General features: G+C 64.3%; 23 protein-coding genes. 13 read left to right on the plus strand and 10 right to left on the minus strand.

Annotated elements, in window-relative coordinates; all coding sequences use genetic code 11:
- Nucleotides 1-48: 48 nt before the first annotated feature.
- From uppS to rpsB, 5 genes are all read right to left on the minus strand, one after another.
- Nucleotides 49-813 carry a polyprenyl diphosphate synthase gene (gene uppS, locus API01S_RS20760; protein ID WP_006219100.1) on the minus strand — a complete coding sequence of 255 codons (765 nt, stop codon included), beginning with the start codon at nt 811-813 and terminating at the stop codon, nt 49-51.
- A 179-nt stretch (nt 814-992) separates the two neighbouring features.
- Complete coding sequence (gene frr / locus API01S_RS20765; RefSeq protein ID WP_006219098.1) at nt 993-1,553, minus strand: ribosome recycling factor; 561 nt, start codon at nt 1,551-1,553, stop codon at nt 993-995.
- Between the two features lie 15 nt (nt 1,554-1,568).
- Nucleotides 1,569-2,285 (minus strand): UMP kinase, encoded by a 717-nt coding sequence (gene pyrH / locus API01S_RS20770; protein WP_006219097.1) that lies wholly within the window; start codon nt 2,283-2,285, stop codon nt 1,569-1,571.
- A gap of 171 nt (nt 2,286-2,456) precedes the next feature.
- Nucleotides 2,457-3,335 (minus strand): translation elongation factor Ts, encoded by an 879-nt coding sequence (gene tsf / locus API01S_RS20775; protein WP_006219096.1) that lies wholly within the window; start codon nt 3,333-3,335, stop codon nt 2,457-2,459.
- A gap of 178 nt (nt 3,336-3,513) precedes the next feature.
- Nucleotides 3,514-4,263 carry a 30S ribosomal protein S2 gene (gene rpsB / locus API01S_RS20780; RefSeq protein WP_006219095.1) on the minus strand — a complete coding sequence of 250 codons (750 nt, stop codon included), beginning with the start codon at nt 4,261-4,263 and terminating at the stop codon, nt 3,514-3,516.
- An 872-nt stretch (nt 4,264-5,135) separates the two neighbouring features.
- Between rpsB and map the strand changes: the two genes are divergently transcribed.
- The 7 genes from map (at nt 5,136) to dld (ending at nt 13,286) form a co-directional block, all read left to right on the plus strand.
- The gene (map, locus tag API01S_RS20785) at nt 5,136-5,957 is read left to right on the plus strand and encodes a type I methionyl aminopeptidase (protein ID WP_006219094.1); all 822 of its coding nucleotides are present in this window, start codon (nt 5,136-5,138) and stop codon (nt 5,955-5,957) included.
- 17 nt (nt 5,958-5,974) lie between these two features.
- The gene (locus tag API01S_RS20790; RefSeq protein ID WP_050729018.1) at nt 5,975-8,581 is read left to right on the plus strand and encodes a [protein-PII] uridylyltransferase; all 2,607 of its coding nucleotides are present in this window, start codon (nt 5,975-5,977) and stop codon (nt 8,579-8,581) included.
- A gap of 217 nt (nt 8,582-8,798) precedes the next feature.
- Complete coding sequence (locus tag API01S_RS20795; RefSeq protein WP_039883178.1) at nt 8,799-9,512, plus strand: MarC family protein; 714 nt, start codon at nt 8,799-8,801, stop codon at nt 9,510-9,512.
- Nucleotides 9,513-9,563: 51 nt separating this feature from the next.
- Nucleotides 9,564-10,046 (plus strand): disulfide bond formation protein B, encoded by a 483-nt coding sequence (locus API01S_RS20800; RefSeq protein WP_050729019.1) that lies wholly within the window; start codon nt 9,564-9,566, stop codon nt 10,044-10,046.
- Nucleotides 10,047-10,083: 37 nt separating this feature from the next.
- Nucleotides 10,084-10,605 carry a M48 metallopeptidase family protein gene (locus API01S_RS20805; RefSeq protein WP_050729020.1) on the plus strand — a complete coding sequence of 174 codons (522 nt, stop codon included), beginning with the start codon at nt 10,084-10,086 and terminating at the stop codon, nt 10,603-10,605.
- Nucleotides 10,606-10,761: 156 nt separating this feature from the next.
- Nucleotides 10,762-11,517 carry a transcriptional regulator LldR gene (lldR, locus tag API01S_RS20810; protein ID WP_061306045.1) on the plus strand — a complete coding sequence of 252 codons (756 nt, stop codon included), beginning with the start codon at nt 10,762-10,764 and terminating at the stop codon, nt 11,515-11,517.
- A complete protein-coding gene (gene dld / locus API01S_RS20815) occupies nt 11,514-13,286 on the plus strand; it encodes a D-lactate dehydrogenase (RefSeq protein WP_061306046.1) in 1,773 nt (590 codons plus the stop codon). Before lldR ends, dld begins: the two co-directional genes overlap by 4 nt.
- Before the next feature lies 1 nt (nt 13,287).
- Here the strand turns inward: dld and purF are convergent, their stop codons facing one another.
- The 4 genes from purF to folC form a co-directional block, all read right to left on the minus strand.
- Nucleotides 13,288-14,808 (minus strand): amidophosphoribosyltransferase, encoded by a 1,521-nt coding sequence (gene purF / locus API01S_RS20820; protein WP_006219086.1) that lies wholly within the window; start codon nt 14,806-14,808, stop codon nt 13,288-13,290.
- Between the two features lie 30 nt (nt 14,809-14,838).
- Nucleotides 14,839-15,327 (minus strand): CvpA family protein, encoded by a 489-nt coding sequence (locus API01S_RS20825; protein ID WP_006219085.1) that lies wholly within the window; start codon nt 15,325-15,327, stop codon nt 14,839-14,841.
- On the minus strand, nt 15,327-16,151 hold the full coding sequence (locus API01S_RS20830; RefSeq protein ID WP_061306047.1) for an SPOR domain-containing protein: 825 nt from the start codon (nt 16,149-16,151) through the stop codon (nt 15,327-15,329). Before API01S_RS20830 ends, API01S_RS20825 begins: the two co-directional genes overlap by 1 nt.
- A gap of 62 nt (nt 16,152-16,213) precedes the next feature.
- Nucleotides 16,214-17,524: a bifunctional tetrahydrofolate synthase/dihydrofolate synthase gene (gene folC, locus API01S_RS20835; RefSeq protein ID WP_061306048.1), complete on the minus strand. Its 1,311-nt coding sequence runs from the start codon at nt 17,522-17,524 to the stop codon at nt 16,214-16,216.
- Nucleotides 17,525-17,688: 164 nt separating this feature from the next.
- Between folC and API01S_RS20840 the strand changes: the two genes are divergently transcribed.
- The 4 genes from API01S_RS20840 (at nt 17,689) to API01S_RS20855 (ending at nt 21,549) form a co-directional block, all read left to right on the plus strand.
- Nucleotides 17,689-18,105, plus strand: coding sequence for a cupin domain-containing protein (locus API01S_RS20840; RefSeq protein WP_006219081.1), 417 nt, complete (start codon nt 17,689-17,691; stop codon nt 18,103-18,105).
- Between the two features lie 68 nt (nt 18,106-18,173).
- Complete coding sequence (locus API01S_RS20845) at nt 18,174-19,145, plus strand: Bug family tripartite tricarboxylate transporter substrate binding protein (RefSeq protein WP_061306049.1); 972 nt, start codon at nt 18,174-18,176, stop codon at nt 19,143-19,145.
- Nucleotides 19,142-20,383, plus strand: a complete 1,242-nt coding sequence (locus API01S_RS20850) for a CaiB/BaiF CoA transferase family protein (RefSeq protein WP_061306050.1) — start codon at nt 19,142-19,144, stop codon at nt 20,381-20,383. Before API01S_RS20845 ends, API01S_RS20850 begins: the two co-directional genes overlap by 4 nt.
- On the plus strand, nt 20,383-21,549 hold the full coding sequence (locus tag API01S_RS20855) for an acyl-CoA dehydrogenase family protein (protein WP_061306051.1): 1,167 nt from the start codon (nt 20,383-20,385) through the stop codon (nt 21,547-21,549). The genes API01S_RS20850 and API01S_RS20855 overlap by 1 nt, the downstream gene beginning before the upstream one ends.
- Nucleotides 21,550-21,578: 29 nt before the next feature.
- On the opposite strand, the gene API01S_RS20860 is transcribed toward API01S_RS20855, so the two are convergent.
- Nucleotides 21,579-22,316, minus strand: a complete 738-nt coding sequence (locus API01S_RS20860; protein ID WP_039883175.1) for an IclR family transcriptional regulator — start codon at nt 22,314-22,316, stop codon at nt 21,579-21,581.
- 143 nt (nt 22,317-22,459) lie between these two features.
- On the opposite strand from API01S_RS20860, the gene API01S_RS20865 reads away from it, so the two are divergent.
- Together API01S_RS20865 and fliD are read left to right on the plus strand one after the other, a co-directional pair.
- Entirely contained in the window at nt 22,460-22,837 is a 378-nt protein-coding gene (locus API01S_RS20865) for a flagellar protein FlaG (protein ID WP_006219076.1), read from the plus strand.
- A 143-nt stretch (nt 22,838-22,980) separates the two neighbouring features.
- On the plus strand, nt 22,981-24,369 hold the full coding sequence (gene fliD, locus API01S_RS20870) for a flagellar filament capping protein FliD (protein ID WP_006219075.1): 1,389 nt from the start codon (nt 22,981-22,983) through the stop codon (nt 24,367-24,369).
- The last annotated feature ends 3 nt before the right edge of the window (nt 24,370-24,372 follow it).

A 24,372-nucleotide genomic window follows, 5' to 3' on the forward strand; every position in this document is an offset into this window, starting at 1 on the left:
CGGTCTCCTCGTGTGCTGCTTTGGAAAAACGCGCTTGTCGCCGTCTGCTTACTTTGCGCCGCTTTCGCTGAGTTGCGCGCTGGTGCGGCCGAAGCGGCGTTCGCGGGTGCGATACCAGTCAAATGCCGCTTGCAACTCGGCGGCGCCGAAATCCGGCCAATAGCGGTCCGTGAAGTAGAACTCCGCGTAGGCCATCTGCCAGATCAGGAAATTGGAAATGCGCTGTTCACCGCCAGTGCGGATGAACAGGTCGGGCTCGGGCGCCCAGGACATCGACAGGTGCCGCGCCAGACGCTCTTCGTCGACGCGCTCGGGATGCGCCGCCAAGTCAGGTTCGGCGGCGAGCATTGCCCGGGTGGCTTGCAGGATATCCCAGCGGCCGCCGTAGTTGGCGGCGACCGTCAGGTGCAGGCGGTCGTTGTGGGCAGTGCGCGCCTGCGCGGCCTGGATCAGCTCTTGCAGACGGGGCTCGAACGCGCTCAGGTCGCCAATGACGTGCAAGCGCACGCCCTGCTCGTCGAGCTTGCCGATTTCGCGCTCAAGCGCCTGCACGAACAGGCGCATCAACAGCGACACTTCTTCGGCCGGCCGACGCCAGTTTTCGGAGCTGAACGCGAACAGCGTCAGGTAGCGCACGCCGGCACGGCCGCAGGCTTCGACCACACGGCGCACTGCCTGCACGCCCTTGGCGTGGCCAGCGGTGCGAGGCAGGAGCCGCCGCGTGGCCCAGCGTCCGTTGCCATCCATGATGATGGCCACGTGCTCGGGGATATCGCGAGTGTCGGGTACCGCCTGGGTCGAACTGGTTGCCATGGATGTGGGACTTAAGCGCGGCGTGCCGGGCAATATCGAAAAGACGGAAGAAAAACCTGCGCCGTCGTTCCATTGCTGCGTAAGGGTGCTGCGTAGCAATGGTAAGGACGGCGCATAGGCAAGAATATCCTGACGCCGGGGCGATGCGGCATGACCGCGCGCCCCGAGCCAATCGAGGATTATACGGTCATGATTTCCGCTTCTTTCTGGACGACCATCTTGTCGATGTCCGCAACAGAGCGATCGGTCAGCTTCTGGACGTCGTCCTGCGCACGACGTTCGTCGTCCTCGGAGATTTCCTTGTCCTTGACCAGCTTCTTCAACGCTTCGTTCGCTTCACGGCGCAGGTTGCGCACGGCGATCTTGGCGTCTTCGCCTTCGCTGCGCACGACCTTGGTCAGGTCGCGGCGGCGCTCTTCGGTCAGGGCGGGCATCGGCACGCGGATGGTGTCGCCCATCGAGATGGGGTTCAGACCCAGGTCCGATTCACGGATGGCCTTTTCGATCGGGCCGGCCATGTGCTTTTCGTAGGGCTGCACGCTGATGGTGCGCGCGTCCACGAGGTTGACGTTGGCGACTTGGCCCACCGGTACCGGCGAACCGTAGTACTCGACCTGCACGTGGTCCAGGATGCCGGTGTGGGCGCGGCCCGTCCGGATCTTGCCCAAGTTGATCTTGAGCGTATCAAGCGACTTGGCCATTCTGGCGTCGGCGGACTTGCGGATTTCTGCTGCGCTCATGGAATTTCCTTTTCTTTAAACGTGTACCAACGTGCCTTCGTCTTCGCCGCTGACCACTCGCTTGAGCGCGCCGGACTTATTGATCGAAAACACTTTGATCGGCAGTTTCTGGTCACGGCACAGCGCGAAGGCCGTGGCGTCCATGACTTCCAGACGGCGCACGATCGCTTCATCGAAGCTGATCCGCGCATAGCGCGTAGCGGTGGGATCCTTGTTGGGATCCGCGCTGTAGATGCCGTCCACTTTGGTGGCTTTCAACACGATCTCCGCGCCGATTTCCGCGCCACGCAAGGCGGCGGCGGTGTCGGTCGTGAAGAAGGGGTTGCCCGTACCCGCGGCGAAAATGACGACCTTGCCCTCTTCGAGGTAACGCAAAGCCTTCGGGCGGATGTAGGGTTCGACGACCTGATCGATGTTCAGGGCGGATTGTACGCGGGTGTCGATGCCCTTGTGCTTGAGTGCGTCCTGCAGCGCAAGCGCGTTCATGATGGTGGCCATCATGCCCATGTAGTCGGCGGTGGCGCGGTCCATGCCCTGCGCACCCGGGGCGACGCCACGGAAAATATTACCTCCGCCGATGACGATGGCCAGTTCGACGCCCGTGGCGGCGACTTCGGCGATCTCATCGGTCATGCGGACGATGGTGGAGCGGTTGATGCCAAAAGCATCCTCGCCCATCAGCGCCTCGCCGGAAAGTTTGAGAAGAACCCGTTTGTATGCTCTGCTGCTCATAGGTGATATCCCGAAGAACAATCCGACGAAAGTGTAAGACAAGAATGAGGGGAGCCCCTCAACGCCGCGGGCTTGGCGATGGCTCCAAGGGTGTGCCCTTGGGCGGCCCTGCGGCGAAAAAGGCCGGACTAGAATTTAATCTAGTGCCGGCCTTTAAGCACTACCCCGAGGTCAGGCGGCGCCAGCGGCGGCGGCGGCAACCTCAGCGGCGAAGTCGCTGGTCTTCTTCTCGATACCTTCGCCGACAACGAACAGCACGAACTTGCTGATCGAAGCGCCGTTAGCCTTCAGGTGTTGCTCGACCGTGGCCTTGTCGTTCTTGACGAACGGCTGCGACAGCAGGGTCACTTCCTTCAGGAACTTGGCGACCGAACCTTCAACCATCTTGGCGACGATGTCAGCCGGCTTGCCCGATTCGGCAGCCTTCTGCTCGGCAACCGAGCGCTCGGCGGCGATGTCGGCCGGGTTCACGCCGTCGGCGTTCAGGGCCTTGGGCTTGGTGGCGGCGATGTGCATCGCCAGGTCCTTGCCCACTTCTTCGGCGCCGGTGTATTCCACCAGCACGCCGATCTTGCCACCGTGCACGTAGCTGGCCAGCGCGTTCGGCGTCTCGATGCGCTCGAAGCGGCGGATCGAGATGTTTTCGCCGATCTTGCCGATCAGGGCGGTACGGGTCGTTTCAACGGTGCCTTCGCCGAACGGCAGGGCCGACAGAGCGGCCACGTCGGCCGGGTTCTGCGTGGCGACCAGTTCAGCCAGCTTGTTCACGAAACCGACGAAGTCGTCGTTCTTGGCGACGAAGTCGGTTTCGCAGTTGATTTCGACAACGGCGCCTTGCTTGGCATCGGCGGAGATGAACAGACCGATCAGGCCCTCGGCGGTGACGCGGGCAGCGGCCTTGCTGGCCTTGTTGCCCAGCTTGACGCGCAGGATTTCCTCGGCACGAGCCAGGTCGCCTTCGGCTTCCGTCAAGGCCTTCTTGCACTCCATCATGGGCGCGTCGGTCTTTTCGCGCAGTTCCTTGACCAGGGCAGCGGTAATTTCAGCCATGTTTGCTCCAAATTTTGCTAAGACACGCCCCGGCTCGCCGGGGCAGTGATTGATTCGATGAGACGCCCGCCAGTGGCGGGCCAGGAAGATGGGAGCCCACCTTCGCAGTGCCGGCGAGGCGGGAGCGGATCTGTTTCAAAGCCGCTCCCGACACTAACCGCCGGACATGACAGCCGGCTTAGGCCTGGTTGTCCTGCACTTCGACGAACTCTTCCTGACCTTCACCTTGCTCTTCGACCAGACCGTTCAGGTTCTGTTCGCGGCCTTCCAGCACAGCGTCGGCGATGCCCTTGGCGTACAGCGCGATGGCCTTGGCCGAGTCATCGTTACCCGGGATGACGTAGTCGATGCCGTCCGGCGAGTGGTTGGTGTCAACCACGGCGACGACGGGGATGCCCAGCGTCTTGGCTTCGGCGATGGCGATCTTGTGGTAGCCGACGTCGATGACGAACATGGCGTCAGGCAGACCGTTCATGTCCTTGATGCCGCCGATCGACTTGTTCAGCTTGTCCAGTTCGCGTTGGAACAGCAGGCCTTCCTTCTTGATCATGCGCTCGGCGCCGCCTTCGGCGACGACGACTTCCATGTCCTTCAGGCGCTTGACCGAGGTCTTGACCGTCTTGAAGTTGGTCAGCATGCCGCCGAGCCAGCGGGCGTCGACGAAGGGCATGCCGCAACGGGCGGCTTCGGAAGCGACCAGCTCGCGAGCAGCGCGCTTGGTGCCGACGAACAGGATGTTGCCGCCGCGAGCAGCCAGCTGCTTCACGAACTTGGTGGCTTCCTGGTACTTATCAACCGTCTTTTCCAGGTTGATGATGTGAATCTTGTTACGGTGACCGAAGATGTACGGAGCCATCTTGGGGTTCCAGTAACGGGTTTGGTGACCAAAGTGGACACCCGCTTCCAGCATTTCGCGCATCAAAGACATGTAATTCTCCAAGGGTTGATTTCTTGCGCCGCACCTGCATCAGCCTCTGGCTGACACCCTGGGTGGTACAACGCGCGATTTCCCGCAACACGCGGGATGGACAAAATTTTAACCGGGCCGACCGATCACTGTCGCAATAAAACTACTGCTTCCGCGATAAACCCAGACGACCGACACGACCAGAGCCTTGCACCAAGCACTTGTCCATGCCCTTTTACAGGCATGGCGCCGAACCAGACACTCCAGGAAATTCCTGGAAGTTTCCGGGATTCAGCGCACCCGGACTTGTTTTGTTGGCAGCGAAATCCAGTTCTTCGCAAGCGGGCTTGTCGCCATCCTGCGCATCAGACCATCGGGGCAGCTCTTACAAAAAAACGCCGAGCTTCGAAACAAAGCCTGCGTTTTCAAGAACTTAATCCGACGCCCATACCGAACCTGCATCGCCGCTCAAAAACATGACCGGGCTAACAAGCACGCCGTGCCCCAACTCGGGCAAGATTTCAGCCGCCCCCACCTTCATCAAGCCCCCAACCAGCCCGCCCGCCCCGCCTCGGAACCAGACAGCGCACCCGATTTCGCTCCACAACCTTCGCTTGCGGTGAAACTTCAGGGATTGCCGCCGATCTCACAACGCAGATCGTTCGGGCCAACAAGTGGCCCTCTGAGGTGAACGCAAACACTCCGTCCTACCTTTGCCGGGATCGGCTCTTGCCGTTACCCAGTTATTGCTGTTATCGGTAACAATCCGGCTTAGGGCTTTGCCCCGCCAGCTGCCGCACCGATATCAGCATGCTCCCCAAAATTTTAGGGAAGCCTATAATTCTACTATTCTTTCAAGCAGACATTCAAGCGAGAGATCGTCAAGTTACTCCATGGGCACAATTACCAATCCGGCCGACCTGGCCAAAATGCGCGCCGCCTGCCAGGACGCCGCCAAAGTCCTCGATTTCATCACCCCCTACGTCAAGCCGGGTGTCACGACTGGAGAGCTGGATCGCCTCTGCCTGGAATACCTGACCGATGAACTGAAAGTGAAGTCCGCCACGGTGGGCTACGCCCCGCCCGGCTACCCGCCCTTCACCGGCGCCATCTGCACGTCCGTCAACCACCAGGTGTGCCACGGCATTCCCGGCGACAAGGTGCTCAAGAACGGCGACTCGCTGAACATCGACGTCACCATCATTAAGGATGGCTGGTTTGGCGATACCAGCCGCATGTACGCGGTCGGCGAACAATCCATCCTGTCGCGCCGCCTGACCGAGATCACCTTCGAATGCATGTGGAAGGGTATCCAGCAGGTCAAGAATGGCGCCACCCTGGGCGACGTGGGCAACGCCATCCAGAAGCACGCCGAATCGAACGGGTTCTCGGTGGTGCGCGAATTCTGCGGCCACGGTATCGGCCAGCGTTTCCATGAAGATCCCCAGGTGCTGCATTACGGCAAGCCGGGCACGGGCGTGAAATTGGTGACGGGTATGCTTTTCACGATTGAACCCATGATCAACGCCGGCCGGCGCGAAATCCGCCAGCTTGCCGACGGCTGGACGGTGGTGACGCGCGATCACAGCCTGTCCGCCCAATGGGAACACGCGGTGTGCGTCACCGACACCGGCTACGAAGTGCTGACGCTGTCGCCGGGCATGCCGCCCCCGCCGGCCTTCATCACCGAGCCCATCGTCATCCCCGCCGTCTAAGCTTCCGCCGCCCACCCATGTCCGCCGAATTCCTCAGCTCCCTGCGTGAACGCATCCAGCAATCACGGCGCGCCGCGGTGGCCCAGTTTCGAGAGCACGAGCGCCCGGACACGCTGCTGTCCGAATTGCGCCGCATCGTGGACGCCGCGCTGCGCGATCTGGTCAAGCATTGCCCGCTGCCCCTGGGCGCCACGCTGGCGGCGGTGGGCGGATATGGGCGGGGCGAGCTTTATCCGCATTCCGATGTGGACCTGCTGATCCTGCTGCCGCACGCCCCCACGCGCGAGGAAGAGTCGGCCATTGAACGGCTGGTGGCGTCCCTGTGGGATCTGGGCCTGGAGCCCGGCCATAGCGTGCGCACCATTGAAGACTGCGAGCGCGAGGCCGATGCCGACATCACCGTGGAAACGGCGTTGCTGGAGTCGCGCTGGCTGGCGGGCAGCCGCATCCTGATGCGCAAGTTCGACGCCGCGACCAAGTCCCGGCTGGATCCGCGCGCCTTTTTCCGCGCCAAGCGGGTCGAAATGCAGCAGCGCCATGCGCGCTACCACGACACGCCCTACGCGCTGGAACCGAACTGCAAGGAGTCGCCCGGCGGCCTGCGCGACCTGCAAGTGATCTTGTGGATGGCGCGCGCGGCAGGCTTTGGCGACAGTTGGCGCTCGGTGGCGCAAGCGGGCCTGTTGACCTCGTCCGAAGCGCGCGACCTGCGCAAGGCCGAGCAGGCCTTCAAGCGGCTGCGGATTGAACTGCACCTGCTGTCGAATCGCCGCGAAGACCGAGTGCTGTTCGACCTGCAACCGGCGCTGGCCGAGGTCTACGGCATCCACGCCACCGCCACGCGACGCGGCAGCGAGCTGCTGATGCAGCGCTATTACTGGGCGGCGCGGCTGGTGACGCAGCTGAACGGCATCCTGGTGCAGAACATCGAAGAGCGTCTGTTTCCGCGCCCCGACAGCGACGCGCGCGACATCGACGATGATTTCCGCAACCTGCGCGACCGCCTGGACATCATTCGCGACGACGGTTTCGAACGCAATCCCACGCTGCTGCTGCGCGCCTTCCTGGTGATGCAGCAACACCCCGAGCTGACCGGCATGTCGGCGCGCACGCTGCGCGCCATCTGGCATTCGCGCCATCGCATCGATGCGCAGTTCCGCCGCAACCCGGTCAACCGCAAGCTGTTCCTGCAAATCCTGCAACAGCCGCGCGGCATCGTGCACGAGCTGCGGCGCATGACCATGCTGAACATCCTGCCGCGCTATCTGCCGGTGTTCCGCCGCATCGTCGGCCAGATGCAGCATGACCTATTCCACGCCTATACGGTGGACCAGCACACGCTGGCGGTGGTGCGCAACCTGCGCCGTTTCACCATGCCCGAGCACGCGCAGGAATATCCGCTGGCCAGCCAGTTGATCGCGGGCCTGGACCGGCACTGGTTGCTGTACGTGGCGGCGTTGTTTCACGACATCGCCAAGGGCCGGGGTGGCGACCATTCCGAACTGGGCGCGCGCGAAGTGCGCAAGTTCGCGCAAGACCACGGCATGGATCCCGACGACGCCAAGCTGGTGGAATTCCTGGTGCGCCAGCATCTGCTGATGTCCGCCGTGGCGCAAAAGCGCGACCTGTCCGACCCGGCGGTGGTGCAGGAATTCGCCGCCACGGTCAAAGACGAACGCCATCTGACCGCGCTGTACCTGCTGACCGTGGCCGACATCCGCGGCACCAGCCCCAAAGTCTGGAACGCCTGGAAGGGCAAGCTGCTTGAAGACCTGTACAAGCTGACGCTGGCGGCGCTGGGCGGCGCGCATGCCGACGCGCACACGGTGCTGACCGAACGCAGGGAAGAAGCCGCCCGCCTGACACGCCGTGCCGGACTGCGCGACGACGCACGCGAAGCCTTCTGGAACCAGCTCGACGTGGCCTACTTCCTGCGCCATGACGCGTCCGACATCGCCTGGCACACGCGCCACCTGTACCACCAGGTCGCACCGGCGCAAGCGGTGGTCAGGGCGCGCCCCACCGAGCAGGGCGAAGGCTTGCAGATCATGGTCTACACGCGCGACGCGCCCGATCTGTTCGTCGCCATCTGCGGATATTTCGACGCCAAGAACCTGTCCATTCAGGACGCGCGCATCCACACCACGCGGCACGGCTGGGCGCTGGACAGCTTTATCGTGCTGCTGCCCGAAGGCGCCAGCGACCTGCGCGCGCAGGCCACGCTGGTGGAACACGAACTTGCCGAACGCCTGAAAGACCCCCACGCCGCCGCGCAAGCGCAGCCCAGCCGGGGCGGCTATTACGGCCGGGGCCGGCAATCGCGCGCGTCGCGGGTGTTTCCCGTCATGCCGCAGGCCGAGCTGCAACCCGATGAACGCAGCACGTCCTGGCGCCTGTCGGTCACCGCGACCGACCGCCCCGGCCTCTTGCACGCGCTGGCGCGGGTGTTCGCCCGCCACGAAGTCAACCTGCTCATGGCCAAGATCATGACGCTGGGCGACCGCGTGGAAGACGTTTTCATCGTAGACGGGTCCGCACTGGCCCGCCCCCGCAGCCAGATGCAATTCGAGCGCGACATCCTGGATGCGCTGGCCGGAGACGAGGCGCAACAGCGCGTGGCCTGACGGCGGCGTTCGACCTGGGCGGCGGATTACTCTTCCCGCTGCCCGGACACCGCATCCCGCTCAAATGCGGCGACGCCATCGTCGTCGATACCTGACAGCCGCTCCCGCCCGATAAGCCCCGCGCCGCCCTCCCCGCATTGCGCCCACCCCACCGGCATCGCCAGCCTTACCCAGACCGCATACAATCCGGGTTTTCGGCCCGGCGATGCCCACTCTCATGCAGCTCAACGACTATCTGCGCGTCTTTGGTGGCAGCTTCTTCTTCGCGCTGGCCACGCTGCTCCCCTTCCTGAACCCGCCCGCGATCGCGCCGATCTTCCTGTCGCTGACCGAAGGCGCGTCCTCCGCCACGCGCGTGGTCCTGGCCAAGCGGGTTGCCGTCAACGTCTGCCTGATGCTGGCCGTGGCCATGGTCGCCGGCAACGTGCTGCTCAGTTTCTTTGGCATTTCCCTGTCGATCGTGCGGGTGGGCGGCGGCATGCTGGTGATCGCCAGCGCGTGGCGCCTGGTGAATTCGCCGGATGCGGACACCGAACGCGTGGCCCGCATGGCCGAATCGTTCACGCCCGAAATGGCCAAGGCGCGCGCGTTCTACCCGCTGACCTTTCCGATCAGTTGCGGCCCCGGCTCGATTGCCGCCGCCATCACCGTGGGCGTGTCGCTGCGCGACCAGAACCACGTATTGAGCCTGGTCCGTCTGGGCGGATCGATTCCCGGCATCATCGCCGTGTCGCTGACTCTGTATGTCTGCCTGCGCTTTGCCGCGCAGATGCTGCACCGCCTGGGCGACAACGGCACGGCCGTCTTCATGCGCCTGTCCGCCTTCATCATGTTGTGCCTGGGCGTACAGATCTTCTGGGAAGGCGCGCGCGAACTGATGCTGAGTTTGTTGACGCAAGTGATGCAACCAATTCCGGTTCCCAAAGCCTAAGCGTAGGCCGGACCGCGCACCCGCCTCGATCAACTTCAAACCAAGATAAAAATGACTACCCGCTCTGAACGCCTGCTACGCCTTATTGCCCTGTTTTGCTTTGGCGCCGTAGGCGTGGCCCTGGTTTCCCAGCACGTTTTCGACATGCCGCCCTGCGCCTGGTGCGTGCTGCAACGCCTGATCTACCTGGTCATCGGCGTCGTGGCGCTAATTGGCGGCTTTGGCGGCGGCCGGGCACTGACCCGCATCGCTGGCGCGCTGGCGGCACTGCTGTCGCTGTCGGGCGTCGTGGCCGCCTGGTATCAGTACACCGTTGCCGCCAACATGCTGTCGTGCGACCAGACCTTCGCCGACCGCTTCATGACCGGCATCGGCCTGGAAGGCAACGTGCCGTGGGTCTTCGGCATCTTCGCCACCTGCATGGACGCCAAGGTGCCGTTCCTGGGCATTGAATACGCCCTGTGGAGCCTGGCGCTGTTTGTCGTCCTGTTCTTCATGGCGCTGCCCGTCGTCTTCAGCCGCGCACGCGCCTGAACCCAACACGCCGGGCGCGCGATCCCATCCTGCCGTTGTGATTTCCTTGAAATTCCTGACCGGATACCCGGAACCCCTGCTCGTGCAGGCCCAGACGCTGCTTGATCGCGGCAAGCTGGGCGCTGCCCTGCTCTCGCGCTATCCCGATGGCCCGCACGATGTCCGCACCGACCGTGCGCTGTACCAGTACGTGACCGATCTGAAAAACACCTATCTGCGCAACGGCGATCAGATCAACAAGGTGGCGTACGACAGCAAGATTCATGTGATTCAGCATGCGCTGGGCCAGCACACGTATATCTCGCGGGTGCAGGGCGGGAAGCTACGCGCCAAACACGAGATCCGCGTGGCCACGCTGTTCAAGACCGTGCCCGCGGAGTTCCTGAAGATGATCACCGTGCATGAACTGGCGCACCTGAAAGAGAAGGACCACAACAAGGCCTTCTACAACCTGTGCCTGCGGATGGAACCGCACTACCACCAGTACGAATTCGATCTGCGTTTGTATTTGACGCATCTGGAAGCGACGCGCGAATCCTTATGGGCGCCGCAGAGCTGAGGCCCGGCGCGTAATTGGTCGTACCAATCTGGCATGACTATCTAAAAAAACGAAGAGCCACCAAGCCATTCCTGGGTATCATTGAGCCCGGCGCGTCATCCGCACGCGCCGCAATCATTCGATGATCGACCTATTGGTCGTACCAATTACCCTCCCATGCGCCTGTCCGACCAAGTCGCTGAAAAGCTGTTGTCCCTGATCCAGGCCCAAGACATCCCACCGGGCGGCCGGCTGCCCGCCGAACGTGGCCTGGCACAGAGCCTGGGCGTATCGCGCACCGCCTTGCGCGAGGCCATCCAGAAGCTATCCAGCCATGGCATCCTGACCAGCCGGGTGGGCGCGGGTACATTTCTAGCGGCCGACGCGCGCCCCTGGCCGCAGCAATCCATGTCGCCCTTGGGCGCGCTGATGCAGCAGGATCCGCAGTACCGCTACGACGTATTGGAATCGCGGTATGCGCTGGAAAGCAGCACCGCCAGCTACGCCGCGCAGCGCGCAACCGACGCGGATAAGGCGAAGATCCAGCGCTGCTTCGATCAGATGGTCGAACACCAGCAGCGGGGCAACGCCGAACTGTCGGCGCACGCCGATGCGCAGTTTCATCTGGCAATTGCCGAGGCCTCGCACAACCTGGTGCTGCTGCAGATCATGCGCGGGCTGTTCGATCTGATGCTGTCCACGGTGGCCCAGAACCGTCGCAACATGCTCATCCTGGACAGCCCGGCCTCGCAAGACAAGCTGACGCATCAACATCAGGCCCTGATGCAGAGCATTCTGGATGGCGACCCCGAGCAGGCGCGCGCGGTCATCGGCCAGCATCTGGACTACATCCGCGCCACGCTCATCAAGACGGACGAAGACGCCGCTCGTCACGACCGCTCCACCCGCCTGCCCTCCCCCACGCATCCATGAACCAACATTCTGCCAACGACGCCGCCGCCGCGCTGCTGACCCAATTGCGCGCCGTCGTCGGCAGCGCGCATGTGCTGACGGGCGACTCGGCCACGCGGCGCTTCCGGCGCGGCCATCGCACCGGCGAAGGCCGCGTCCTTGCCGTCGTGCGGCCGGGCACGCTGCTGGAACAATGGCGCGTGCTGCAAGCCGTGGTGCAATCCGGCCGCATCGTCATCATGCAGGCCGCCAACACCGGCTTGACCGGGGGCTCCACGCCGGACGGCGATCAATACGACCGCGAGATCGTCTTGATCAGCACGCTGCGCATACCGGACATCCAGGTGATACGCGACGGGCAGCAGGTGGTTTGCCTGCCGGGCGCCACGCTGGACCGGCTGGAACAAACGCTGGCGCCGCTGGGACGCGAGCCGCATTCGGTGATCGGGTCGTCCTGCATTGGCGCGTCGGTGCTGGGCGGGGTATGCAACAACTCGGGCGGCGCGTTGCTGCGGCGCGGCCCGGCCTATACCGAACTGGCGCTGTACGCGCGCGTGGCCTCGGATGGCTCGCTTGGCCTGGTCAACCATCTGGGCATCGACCTGGGCAAGACTCCCGAAGAGATCCTGACCCGCTTGCAGGCGGGCGATTATGGTCCGCGAGATATCCGCGACGACACGGGCGCGGCGTCCGATCCGCACTACGCGCGGCATGTGCGCCAGATTGACGAGCCCACGCCGGCGCGCTTCAACGCCGACCCCTCGCGCCTGTACGAAGCCTCGGGCTCGGCCGGTCGTGTGTGCCTGTTCGCGGTGCGCCTGGATACGTTCGCGCGCGAAGCCAGCACGGTGTTCTACATCGGCAGCAACCAGCCCGATGACCTGACCGCCGTGCGCCGCCAACTGCTGGCCGAACTTCCGCGCCTGCCCATCGCGGGCGAATACATACACCGCGACGCATTCGACATCGGTGCGCGCTACGGCAAAGACGTGTTTCTGCTGATCGACAAGCTGGGCACGGCGCGCGTGCCGCAGGCATTCGCCATCAAGAGCCGGCTGGACGGCATCGCGGAACGACTGGGCCTGCCAGGCTTGGTCGATCGCGCGATCCAGGCCGCCATGGCCCTGCTGCCCAATCACCTGCCACGCCGGATGCGGCAATATCGCGACCGCTACGAACATCATTTATTGCTGCGGGTGTCGGACGATACTGCCCCGGCGACGCGCGCCTTCCTCTCCCGGCTTTTCGAGGGGCGCGACGATGCGGCTTTCTTTGAATGCGATGCCGACGAAGGGCGCAAGGCGTTTCTGCATCGCTTCGCCATCGCCGGCGCGGCGATACGCTATCGCGATACGCATCGCTCATCGGTCGAAGACATCGTGCCGCTGGATATCGCGCTACGGCGCAATGACCGCGAATGGGTCGAGACGCTGCCCGCAGACATGGAACGCGATATCGTCCACAAGCTTTACTACGGGCATTTCTTCTGCCACGTGTTCCACCAGGATTACATCGTGCGCAAGGGAGTCGATCCGCTGGCGATGGAAAAGCGCATGTGGGGATTGCTGGACGCGCGGCAAGCCGAGTATCCGGCAGAACACAATGTGGGTCACCTGTATGTCGCCAAGCCGGCGCTGGCGGCGTTCTACCGCGAACTGGATCCCACCAATACGTTCAACCCGGGCATCGGGCACACGTCGAAACTGGCGAACTGGGGCGCCTGCTGCGGCCAGCAAAGCCTGCCGGCCGCTTACCGTGGCCAAGAGCTTGGCCACGGCGAGCAGGGGTAGATCAGGCGTCGTTGGCGGCGTAGCCCATGTTGAACTGCAGGCCGCTTGCGCCCTCGTCCTGGCCGGGTTCGGCGCGCGACTGACCCAGGCGGGCCAGGTATTCGGCGGTGATGTCGCCCGTGACGTATTCGCCGTCGAAGCACGAAGCCTCGAAGCGCTGCATCTTGGGGTTCAGGTCACGTACCGACTGCTGCATGTCGGACAGGTCCTGGTAGATCAGCGAATCCGCGCCGATCGCGCGGGCGATTTCCTCGTCGCTGCGGCCGGTGGCGATCAATTCCGATTGCGTGGGCATGTCGATGCCGTACACGTTCGGGAAACGCACCGGAGGCGCGGCGGACGCGAAGTACACCTTGTTGGCGCCGGCGGCGCGCGCCATGTCCACGATTTCGCGGCTGGTGGTGCCACGCACGATGGAGTCATCGACCAGCAGCACGTTCTTGCCCTTGAACTCCATGCCGATGGCATTGAGCTTCTGGCGCACGGACTTACGGCGCACGGCCTGGCCCGGCATGATGAACGTGCGGCCCACGTAGCGGTTCTTGATGAGCCCTTCGCGATAGTCCAGGTTCAGGCGCGCGGCCAGCTGCATGGCGGCGGGACGCGAGGAATCCGGAATCGGCATGACGACGTCGATGTCGCCCAGGCGCATGTTGCGCGCAACCTTGTCGGCCAGGTATTCACCCATGCGCAGGCGGGCGTCGTAAACCGACACGCCGTCGATCAGCGAATCCGGACGCGCAAAGTAAACGTATTCGAAAATGCACGGCACCAGTTGCGGGTTGTCGGCGCATTGACGGCTGACGAAGCGGCCGTCCAGGTCGACGAACACGGCTTCGCCCGGCTCGACGTCGCGCACGAAGACAAAACCGCTGCCTTCCAGCGCCACGGATTCCGAAGCCACCATCCACTCGACGCCTTCGTCGGTTTCCATGCGGCCGATACACAAGGGGCGGATGCCGTTGGGATCGCGGAACGCCAGCAAGCCATAACCGGAAATCTGCGCCACGACGGCGTAGGCGCCACGCACGCGCTTATGCACGGCCGACACGGCGCGGAAGATCGCGTCGTCGTCTAGCGACACACCGTTTGCCGACGATTGCAGTTCGTGCGCCAGCACGTTCAGCAGCACTTCGGAATCGGAGTTGGTGTTGATGTGGCGGCGGTCGACGCGGTACAGCGATTCACGCAGCTCGCGCCAGTTGGTCAGGTTGCCGTTGTGGGCAAACATGATGCCGAACGGGGCGTTGACGTAGAACGGCTGGGCCTCTTCCTCGCTGGCGCTGGAGCCCGCGGTGGGATAGCGGACCTGGCCGACGCCGGACGTACCGGGCAACGAACGCATGTTGCGCGTACGGAAGACGTCGCGCACCAGGCCGTGCGCCTTGTACATATTGAATTGGTTGCCTTGCGATGTCGCGATGCCCGCGGCGTCCTGCCCGCGATGCTGCAACAGCAGCAAGCTGTCATAGAGCAGCTGGTTGACCGGCCCGCGCCCGATGACCCCTACGATTCCACACATGGTGAGATTTCCTGGTTGATTTGAAGCTAATCAATACGGCAGCCATGTCGCCAAAGACGGCGGCAGCCACGTTTTGATATGTTTGACGGCCTCGATGGCCGAATGCGAAAACATGGCGTCCTTCCACCACGGCTCTTGGGGTAGCGGCGTATAGCCGGCAGCGGCGACCAGCGCCAGCACGATCAGCAGACCACGGGCCAGTCCGAACATCGCGCCCAGGCCGTGATCGGCGGGGCTCAGTCCGGTACTGCGGATCAAGGCGGCTAGCGTCATGTTGACCAAACCCACACCGAGCAGCACAAGGATGAACACCACGGCGTATGAGACTCCCATGCGCAGCAGCGTCGTTTCAATATAGGGCTCCAGCCACGTATACACCGTGGGGCCCCACCATATCGCGGCCACGAAGGCCAGCAGATAGGCGACCAGCGACAGCACCTCTTTGAGCAGGCCGCGCACCAGGCCCAGCACAGCCGAGACCGCCAGGATGGCCAGTACGACGAAGTCGAAACCGGTCACTATTGGGCGGCAATAAAACCATTGTCATAGCCCAGGGTGCGTAACCGCGCCTGGGCCGCCTGCGCCGCCTCGCGCGAGGGGAACGGCCCCACGCGCAGACGGTACTGCTGTTTGCCTCCGATGGAGGCCTGTTCGACAAATGCGTTGGTGACGCCCGCCTGATGCAACTTGGCGCGGCGCGATTGGGCGTCTTCCGACGTGGTGTAAGCGGCGATCTGGAGCACGAAATTGCCCTTGGCGGCAGGCTTGGGAGCGGGTGCGGCGGCGGCCGGCGCGGCGCGGCCTTCCAGCAGGGCCAGAGCGCGTGCGCCGTCATCGGAACGCGTATCGGGCTTGGGCTGCGCGGGCTTGGCTTCCGGCTTGGGCTCGGGCTTGGCTTCAGGTTTCGGCTTGGCCTCGGGCTTGGGCGCGACCAGCGGCGGCGTCACCTGCACGGTGGTGGCGGGCGTGGCCGTAGCGGGAGGCGTGGACGTGACGGGAGGCGGGGTCGGAACGGCGGGTTCGACGGACGCAGAACCCGAGGTAGTACCCGGCGTGCCATTGGCGGCGACGGCGGGGTTGGCGGCCTGCGGCTCGCTTACCTGGGGTTGAAAAGGCGTGTTGCGGTCCGGCACGCGGATGGGAATGTTGTCGGCAACCGGCACGGGCTGCGAATCAAGCACCATGGGCAGAATGATGACGGCCGCCAGCACCAGGGCAACGGCGCCCGCCAACCTGCGGCGCGCGCGGCCGCGCAACTGCGCAGCCTGAACCTCGCTAGGCACTGCCGCCCGTTTAGAGGACTGCGCCTGGTCGGCAGGATCTTTGCGATTGAAAAAACCCATGGAAGAGAATCCTTGCGGCGCCTTGCGGCAATATGGCGGCGGGCCGCCATGACCCGTTTTGCCTATGCCTTGCGACCCAGAGCCTGCAAAACCGAGGCCACGGTGAGAAACGACCCAAACACGACGATTCTATCATTCTCGACCGCCCGTTCGCGTGCTGCGGCGAAGGCCTGGGCGGGATCTTCGAAGGCGGCGATGCTGGGGCTTTCGGCCCCCGCGGGCGACGGCGGCAAGGCGGCGGCGACCTTGTCGGCCAGCGCCTGGCCCGACGTGCCGCGCGGCCCCGGCAGGCCGGCGCAATACCAGTGGTCGATGCGCGTGCCCAGCTTGGCGACGACGCCTTCCAGATCCTTGTCGTTCAGCATGCCGAACACCGCGTGGGTGTACGGATGGAAGCCCATGTTGTCCAGGTTCTGCGCCAGCACGGCGGCAGCGTGCGGGTTATGCGCCACGTCCAGGATCACCGAGGGCTGGCCCGGCAGGATCTGGAAGCGGCCCGGCAACGACGCCTGCAACAGACCCAGGCGAACGGCCTGCTGCTGCACCGGCAGCCGGTCGCGCACGGATTCCAGCGCGGCCAGCGCGGCCGAGGCATTGAGCAGCTGATTGGCCCCGCGCAACGCCGGATACGCCAGCGCGCTGCGGCGCTGTTCGCGGCCGCCGTACGCCCACTGCTGGCGGTCGCCGGAATAGTTGTAGTCGCGCCCGAACAGCCAGAGGTCCGCGCCGATTTTCTCGACGTGGTCCAGCAGGGATTGGGGCGGGACCGGGTCGCTGCAAATGGCCGGACGGCCGGGGCGGTAGATGTGGGCTTTTTCGAAACCGATCTTCTCGCGCGTGTCGCCCAGCCAGTCGGTGTGGTCAAGGTCGACGCTGGTGACGATGGAGCAATCGGCGTCGACGATATTGACGGCGTCCAGACGCCCGCCCAGGCCCACTTCCAGCACGATGGCATCCAGCCGCGACTGCGAGAACAGCCGCAGGATGGCCAGCGTGGTGAATTCAAAGTAGGTCAGAGAGACGTCGCCGCGCGCCGCCTCGACCGCCTGGAACTGCGCGATCAGGTCGGCGTCCGACGCGATCTGGCCGTTGACGCGGGCGCGCTCGTTGAAATCGATCAGGTGCGGAGAGGTGTACAGCCCGACCTTGTAGCCCGCCGCCAGCAGGATGGCTTCGAGCATCGCACAGGTGGAGCCCTTGCCGTTCGTGCCGCCGACGACGAACTTCACGCCGGACAGCTCAAGCCCCATGCGCGAGGCCACTTCGCGAACGCGATCCAGGCCCATGTCGATCGCGGTGGCGTGTATGGATTCCAGGTACTGGAGCCATTCGGACAGGGTGGCGGAAGCGGCGGGCGAAGAAGCGGGGGACATGGCGGAGCCGTGAGAGAAAGACAGTCCAGGATTTTAGCAGTCCGTGCCCGGTGTTTTCCCTAATCCCCTAGGGCGCGCCACGGTATCCGGCGTGAAAAAGCGCTTGCCGATGTTTTTCTCATACGTGAAAATGAATTCACGTATGAAAATTTAGACGGACAAACATGACGCAATCCTCAACCCCCCGCTGGCTGGTCCGCGAAGCCGACATCCCCGGCTATCACCCCGCCAATCACACCGGCACTTTGAACCGCCGGCTGATCAGCCCCGACACGGTCGGCGCGCGCGGCGTGGAAGTGCTGCTGGGCACGATCGAAAAAGGCCAAGGCGCGCTGCCTCACGCGCACCCGGGTATCGAACAGGTCTGTTATCTGCTGTCCGGCACCGCGCGCGCGCAGGTCGCCGATGAAACGGCCGACATGGTGGCGGGCGACTGCTGCTACTTCCCGCCCGACATCCCCCACGTATTTACCGTAACCAGCGATCAGCCCGCCAGGCTGCTGGTGATCTACACCCCTCCGTACGAGGAATCCCCCGATCGCGTGATCCGGGACTTTCCGGCGCCACCGCCCGCCGCCTGAACGGCGCGGCACCCAGGCAGCGGACGCAGAGCCGCGCTTGAATTTCCGATAAAAACTGGAGACAACCCATGCACCCCCTACGTCTGTTCGGCGCCGCCCTGCTCGGCGGCGCAGCCTTGATGGCCGCCCCCGTGGCCCAGGCCGCTGACTATCCCAACAAGCCCATCACCCTGATCGTGCCCTTCCCCGCCGGCTCGGGCACCGATGCGGTCGGCCGGATCTTCGGCCAGGAACTGTCCACCATTCTTGGCCAGCAGATCGTGGTCGAGAACAAGCCGGGCGCCAACGCGACCATCGCGGCCAGCTACGTGGCACGCGCCAAGCCGGACGGCTACACGCTGTTCGTCACCACCAACACGTCGCACTCGGCCGCCCCCTGGCTGATGAAGAACGTGCCCTACGACCCTGTGAAGGATTTCACCCCCATCGCGCGCGGCGGCAACCTGCCGTTCATCCTGGTGGTCAATCCCAAGCGCCCGTGGAAGACGGTCGCCGATCTGGTGACGGACGCGAAAAAGAACCCGGGCCGCATCACCTATGCCAGCGGCAACAGCACCGGCATCGTCGCCGGCGCGACGCTGGCCGATCGCGCCAAGATCGACATCCTGCACGTGCCGTACAAGGGCACGCCGCAAGGGCTGACCGATGTCGTGGGCGGCCAGGTCGATTTCATGTTCACGGATCTGGCGTCCGGCCTGCCCTTCGTGCAGTCGGGCCAGTTGCGCGCGTTGGCGGTATCGACGGCCGAACGCAGCAGCATCGTGCCCGAGCTGCCCTCGATGGCCGAGGCGGGCGTGAAAGACTTCGACCTGAATTCCTGGAACGGCTATTTCGGCCCGGCCGGCCTGCCGCCTGAAGTGGTCGCCAAATTGAACGCCGCCATCAACCAGGTCGTGGCCAAGCCCGACGTCAAGAAGCGGCTGGCGGGCCTGGGCTTTGACGCGTTCTCCAGCACGCCGGACGCGTTCGCCACCTTCGTGAGCGAGCAGCGCGACCTGTGGGGCAAGCTGATCAAAGACGCGGGGATCGAACAGCAATGACGCAAGCCACGCCTCACCCGGCGACTGACGCCGCGCCCGCCGGCCCGTTGTCCGGCGTGCGCATCCTGGACCTGAGCTCGGTCGTGATGGGGCCCTACGCCACGCAGATCCTGGCGGACCTGGGCGCCGACGTCATCAAGGTCGAGTCGCCGGCCGGCGACAACATGCGGGCCGTCGGCCCCATGCGCAACCCTGGCATGGGCCATCTGTACCTGCACCTGAACCGCAACAAGCGTTCGATCGTGCTGGACCTGAAAACGCCCGAGGGACGCGAAGCCTGCCTGCAACTGGCCGAGTCCTGCGACGCCCTGCTCTACAACATCCGGCCGCAGGCCATGGCCCGGCTGGGGCTGTCTTATGACGAGGTCGCCGCGCGCAATCCCCGCATCGTCTACCTGGGCGCCTACGGGTTTGGCGAGGCCGGCCCCTATGCCGGCCGGCCCGCCTACGACGACCTGATCCAGGGGCAGACCGGCATCGCCGCGTTGTCCGCCGAGCAAAGCGGCGATGTGCCGCGCTATGCGCCCTTGACCCTGGCGGACCGCGCGGTCGGCTTGCACGTCGGCATCGCCCTGGTGTCGGCGGTGTTGCACGCCAAGGCTACTGGCCACGGCCAGCAGGTCGAAATCCCCATGTTTGAAGGCATGGCCCATCTGGTGCTGGGCGACCATCTGGGCGGCGCCACCTTCGAGCCGCCGATGGGGCCGACGGGCTACGCGCGGCTGCTGGCCCCGCACCGCCGCCCCTATGCCACCGCCGACGGCTACCTGTGCCTGCTGATCTACAACGACAAGCACTGGCGCAACTTCTTCAATCTGATCGGCCAGCCCGAGCTGGGGCAGGACCCGCGCTTTTGCACGCATGGCGCGCGCGCGGCGCATATCAGCGAGGTCTATGCCTTCGTCGCCGATGTGATCCGCACGCGCCCCACCCAGGAATGGCTGGACGCGCTGACACAGGCCGATATCCCGGCTTCGCAGCTGTACACGGTCGACGACCTGCTGCAGGACGAGCACCTGAGCGCGACCGGATTCATCCGCCAGATGGATCACCCCACGGAAGGCCGGATCCGCACCCCCGCGCCGCTGGGGCAATTTCAAGGCACGCCGACTTCCCTGCGCCTGCCCGCGCCCCGGCTGGGCGAACACAGCCGCGAGGTGCTGGCGCAGGCGGGCTACGACGACGCCCGGATCGACGCCCTGGTCGCCCGGGGCATTACCCAGGATGGAAACCACTGATGGACTTTGCTTTCACCCCCGACCAATTGGCGCTGCGCGACGCGGTCTCGCGCATCTGCGACCGCTATCCCGACGAATACTGGCTGGAACGCGACCGCGAAGGCGGTTTTCCCGAGCCCCTGCACGCCGATCTGGCGCGCGACGGCTGGCTGGGCATCGCCATGCCGCAGGAATATGGCGGCGCGGGCCTGGGCATGACCGAAGCGGCGCTGATGATGCAGACCATCGCCGCTTCCGGCGCGGGCTTTACCGGCGCGTCCGCCGTGCACATGAACATCTTCGGGCTGAACCCCGTGGTGGTGTTCGGCAGCGACGAGCAGCGCGCGCGCTGGCTGGAACCGCTGATCGCCGGCCGCGAAAAGGCCTGCTTCGCCGTGACCGAGCCCGACGCCGGCCTGGATACCACCAAGCTGTCGACCCGGGCCGTGCGCCAGGGCGACGAGTACATCGTGCACGGCCGCAAGATCTGGATCTCGACGGCGCAGGTGGCCACCAAGATGCTGCTGCTGGCGCGCACCACCCCGCTGGCGGAAGTGGACAAGCCTACGCAGGGCCTGTCGCTCTTTTATACGGACCTGGACCGCGAAAAGATCGAAGTGCGTGAAATCGAGAAGATGGGGCGCAAGGCCGTGGACTCGAACATGCTGTTCATCGACGGGCTGCGCATCCCGGTGGCCGACCGCATCGGCGAGGAAGGCCGGGGCTTCGAATACATCCTGCACGGCCTGAACCCGGAACGCATCCTGATCGCCGCGGAAGCCGTGGGCATCGGCCGCGCGGCGCTGGATCGCGCGGTGAAATACGCGGGCGAACGAACGGTATTCGGACGCCCCATCGGCCAGAATCAGGGCATTCAGCACCCGCTGGCGCAAGCCTGGATGCAGCTGGAGGCCGCCGACCTCATGGTCTTCAAGGCCGCCAGCCTGTACGACGCCGGCCAGCCTTGCGGTCCGTATGCCAACACGGCCAAATACCTGGCGGCCGAAGCGGGCTACAACGCCTGCCAGACGGCGGTGATGACCTTGGGCGGCATGGGCTACGCCAAGGAATATCACGTGGAACGGCTATTGCGCGAAAGCTTCATCCCGCGCATCGCACCCGTCAGCCCGCAGCTGATCATGTGCTTCATCGCCGAAAAGGTGCTGGGCCTGCCCAAGTCGTATTGACGCGGGCGACGGGCGCCCGCCCCGGGCGCTCAGGCCTGCTGTTCCAGGGCGGTGCAGGCCGCCCGCAGGATGCGCGCATACGCCTCCTGCTGCGGCTCGATCCGGTAGATCGGGCCGCCCACCGAAATCGCGTAATGTTCGCCCGACAGCGTGACGGGCCACGCGATGGCGCCCACGTCGGCGATCGATTCGCCGCTGTTCATGAACCACCCGCGCTGCCGCGAACGCGCAAGATCGTCTTCCAGCGCCTGCGGCGTGACGAGCGTGCGTTCGTTGTAGCGCGTCATCGGCGTGCCTTCCAGGAAGGCCTGGCGCCCCGCCGCATCCATCAGCGACAGCAACGCCTTGCCGAGCGAATTGGCGTGTACGTCCTTGAACTCGCCGGCAACAGGCGCGTATCGGATGGTATGTGGCGAATCCAGCACGTCCAGATACACCACCCGGCTGTCCTGCGTAAGCTTGGCGAACACCACGGTTTCGCGGGTCGCGTCACGCAGTTCAGCCAGGCTGGGATAGACCCGGTCCAGCACCGGATCGGCGCGGGCGATGCGCTGCGCCATGGCAAGCAGTCGGCCCGTGGGGTAGTAACCCTGGCGACGGCCGGTTTCGTACAGATAACCCAGGCCGGTCAGGGTGCGGATCAGCGCCAGGCAGCTGGAGACGGGGACGTCCAGCAGGCGGGCCAGCTCCGACAGTGGCAGCGCGCGTTTCTCGCGGGCAAAGGTTTCGATGATTTCGATGACTCGCAGCGCCGTCTTGACACTCATTGCCCGATCCAAACTGATTAGCACGTGAAACATCAGGCCTCGCCGGGGGCTAAAGTTCCCTGCGAGGGTGCCGTTATCGTAGCTGAGAATTCCCTGAAAACAGCGCGTTCCTCCGAGACGCCCACATCGCCGCTGGAGTGATCATGGCCGTAACCCCCCTAGCCCCCGCTACGTTCGCACCCGCTGCGGTCGTGCCCGCGCCCATCGCCGCCGAACCGGCTGTGAGCGTGACGCCCGCCGCCGCCGCGACGAACAGCGGCGCCTCCGACAGTGCTACGTCGGACCAATCTGATTCGCAGAAGCTGCCTTTGGATAAGGCGCTGGACGAAATCAACGACCAGATGAAGGCGTGGTCGACGCAGCTGCAGTTCGAAATAGACCCGAACGTGCATCAGGTGGTGGTGTCGGTAGTGGACGCGGAATCAGGCGATGTCATCCGCACGATCCCCAGCGAAACCGTGCTGAAGATCGCCAAAATGATCGTGAACATGCAAGGCAATGGCATCAAGACCTCTGCGTGAGTGACCCTTAAAACAGTGTTTTTCATGCAAGTTGGCGCCTGTACGTGAGGGAAACCCCGAATTAGGCCCGCCTTATGCCCTTACCCGGCCAATCGCCGGCACCGTATTTTTGACAGAATCGCATCGCTAGGAAGGAATTTCACATGGCTTCTATTACCAACCTTGGGTCCGTGTCCGGCTTGCCGCTGGAAAAGATCCTGTCGGACCTGCAAGACGCCGAGACGAAAAAGCTGTCGGTCTACACGACCCGTGCCGAAAGCTATCAGACCCGTATCGACGCTTACTCGCAGCTGCAAAGCGCGTTGGAAGCCCTTCAATCGTCGGCCGCCGTGCTCGGCAAGACGGAAACGATGGCTGCCATCAAGGGCAGCGTGACTGGCGGTTCCGCCTTGACGGCCACCGTGGCCGCTGAAGGCGCCGTTGCCGGTCAGTACACCATTGAAGTGAAAAACCTGGCCCGCGCACAAAGCCTGCAATCCTCGGCCGTCGCCGACCGCACCGCCAAGAACGGCGCCACCGGCACGTTTGAAATCGAGCTGTCCGACGGCACCAAGCGCACCGTCGACCTGAAGGACGACACGTCGCTGAACGGTATCGTCAAAGCCATCAATGCCGACGACAAGACCGGCCTGCGCGCCACCGTCATCAACGACGGCAACGGCAACAACTTCCTGATGCTGACCGCGCGCGACACGGGCGAGAAGGCATCGGTCAAGTCCATCACCGTCAATGGCGACCAGTCGCTCAAGGACATCCTGACCTTCAGCACCGATGCCGGCGGCAACACCAGCGGCATGACGGCCACCAAGGGGCAGGACGCCGAAGTCATCATCAACGGCATCACGGTCAAGAGCGGCTCGAACAATATTTCGACCGCCATCGACGGCATCACGCTGAATCTGGCCGAGAAAACCGAGACCGACAAGCCGATCACGCTGAAGCTGGAAGCGGACACCTCCGTGGCCAGCAAGGCAGTGCAGGACTTCGTCACCAAGTACAAGACGCTGCAGACGACCATCAAGAACCTGACGGCGTTCGATTCAAAGGCGGCCACCAACCAGCCGCTGACGGGCGACGGCACGACGCGGTCGATCCAATCGGCCTTGTCCGGCGCGCTGCAATCGGTGCTGGGCGATGGCACGCTGCGCTCGCTGGCGGACCTGGGCATCACCACCGACGCCACCGCGCGTGAATTGAAGCTGGACACCACCAAGCTGACCAAGGCGCTGACCGAAAATCCCGCCGACGTCACCAAGTTGCTGACCGGCGAGAACGGCCTGGCCAAGAATATCGACAAGGCCCTCAAGGACGTCCTGGGTTCGACGGGTTCGCTCAAGACGCGCCAGGACGGCCTGGCCAAGACCATCAGCGCGCTGGATGCGCAAAAGGCACGTGCCAAGGCGTCGAGCGACGCCGAAATCGAACGGATGCGCGCGCAGTTTGTTGCGCTGGACACCTTCTATATGAAGATGCAAAGCACGGGCAACTACCTGACCCAGCAGTTTGAGGCAATGAATAAGTCCAACAAGTAACTT

It is taken from the genome of Achromobacter piechaudii NBRC 102461 (assembly GCF_001571245.1).
GTDB classification, from domain to species: Bacteria; Pseudomonadota; Gammaproteobacteria; order Burkholderiales; family Burkholderiaceae_B; genus Achromobacter; species Achromobacter piechaudii.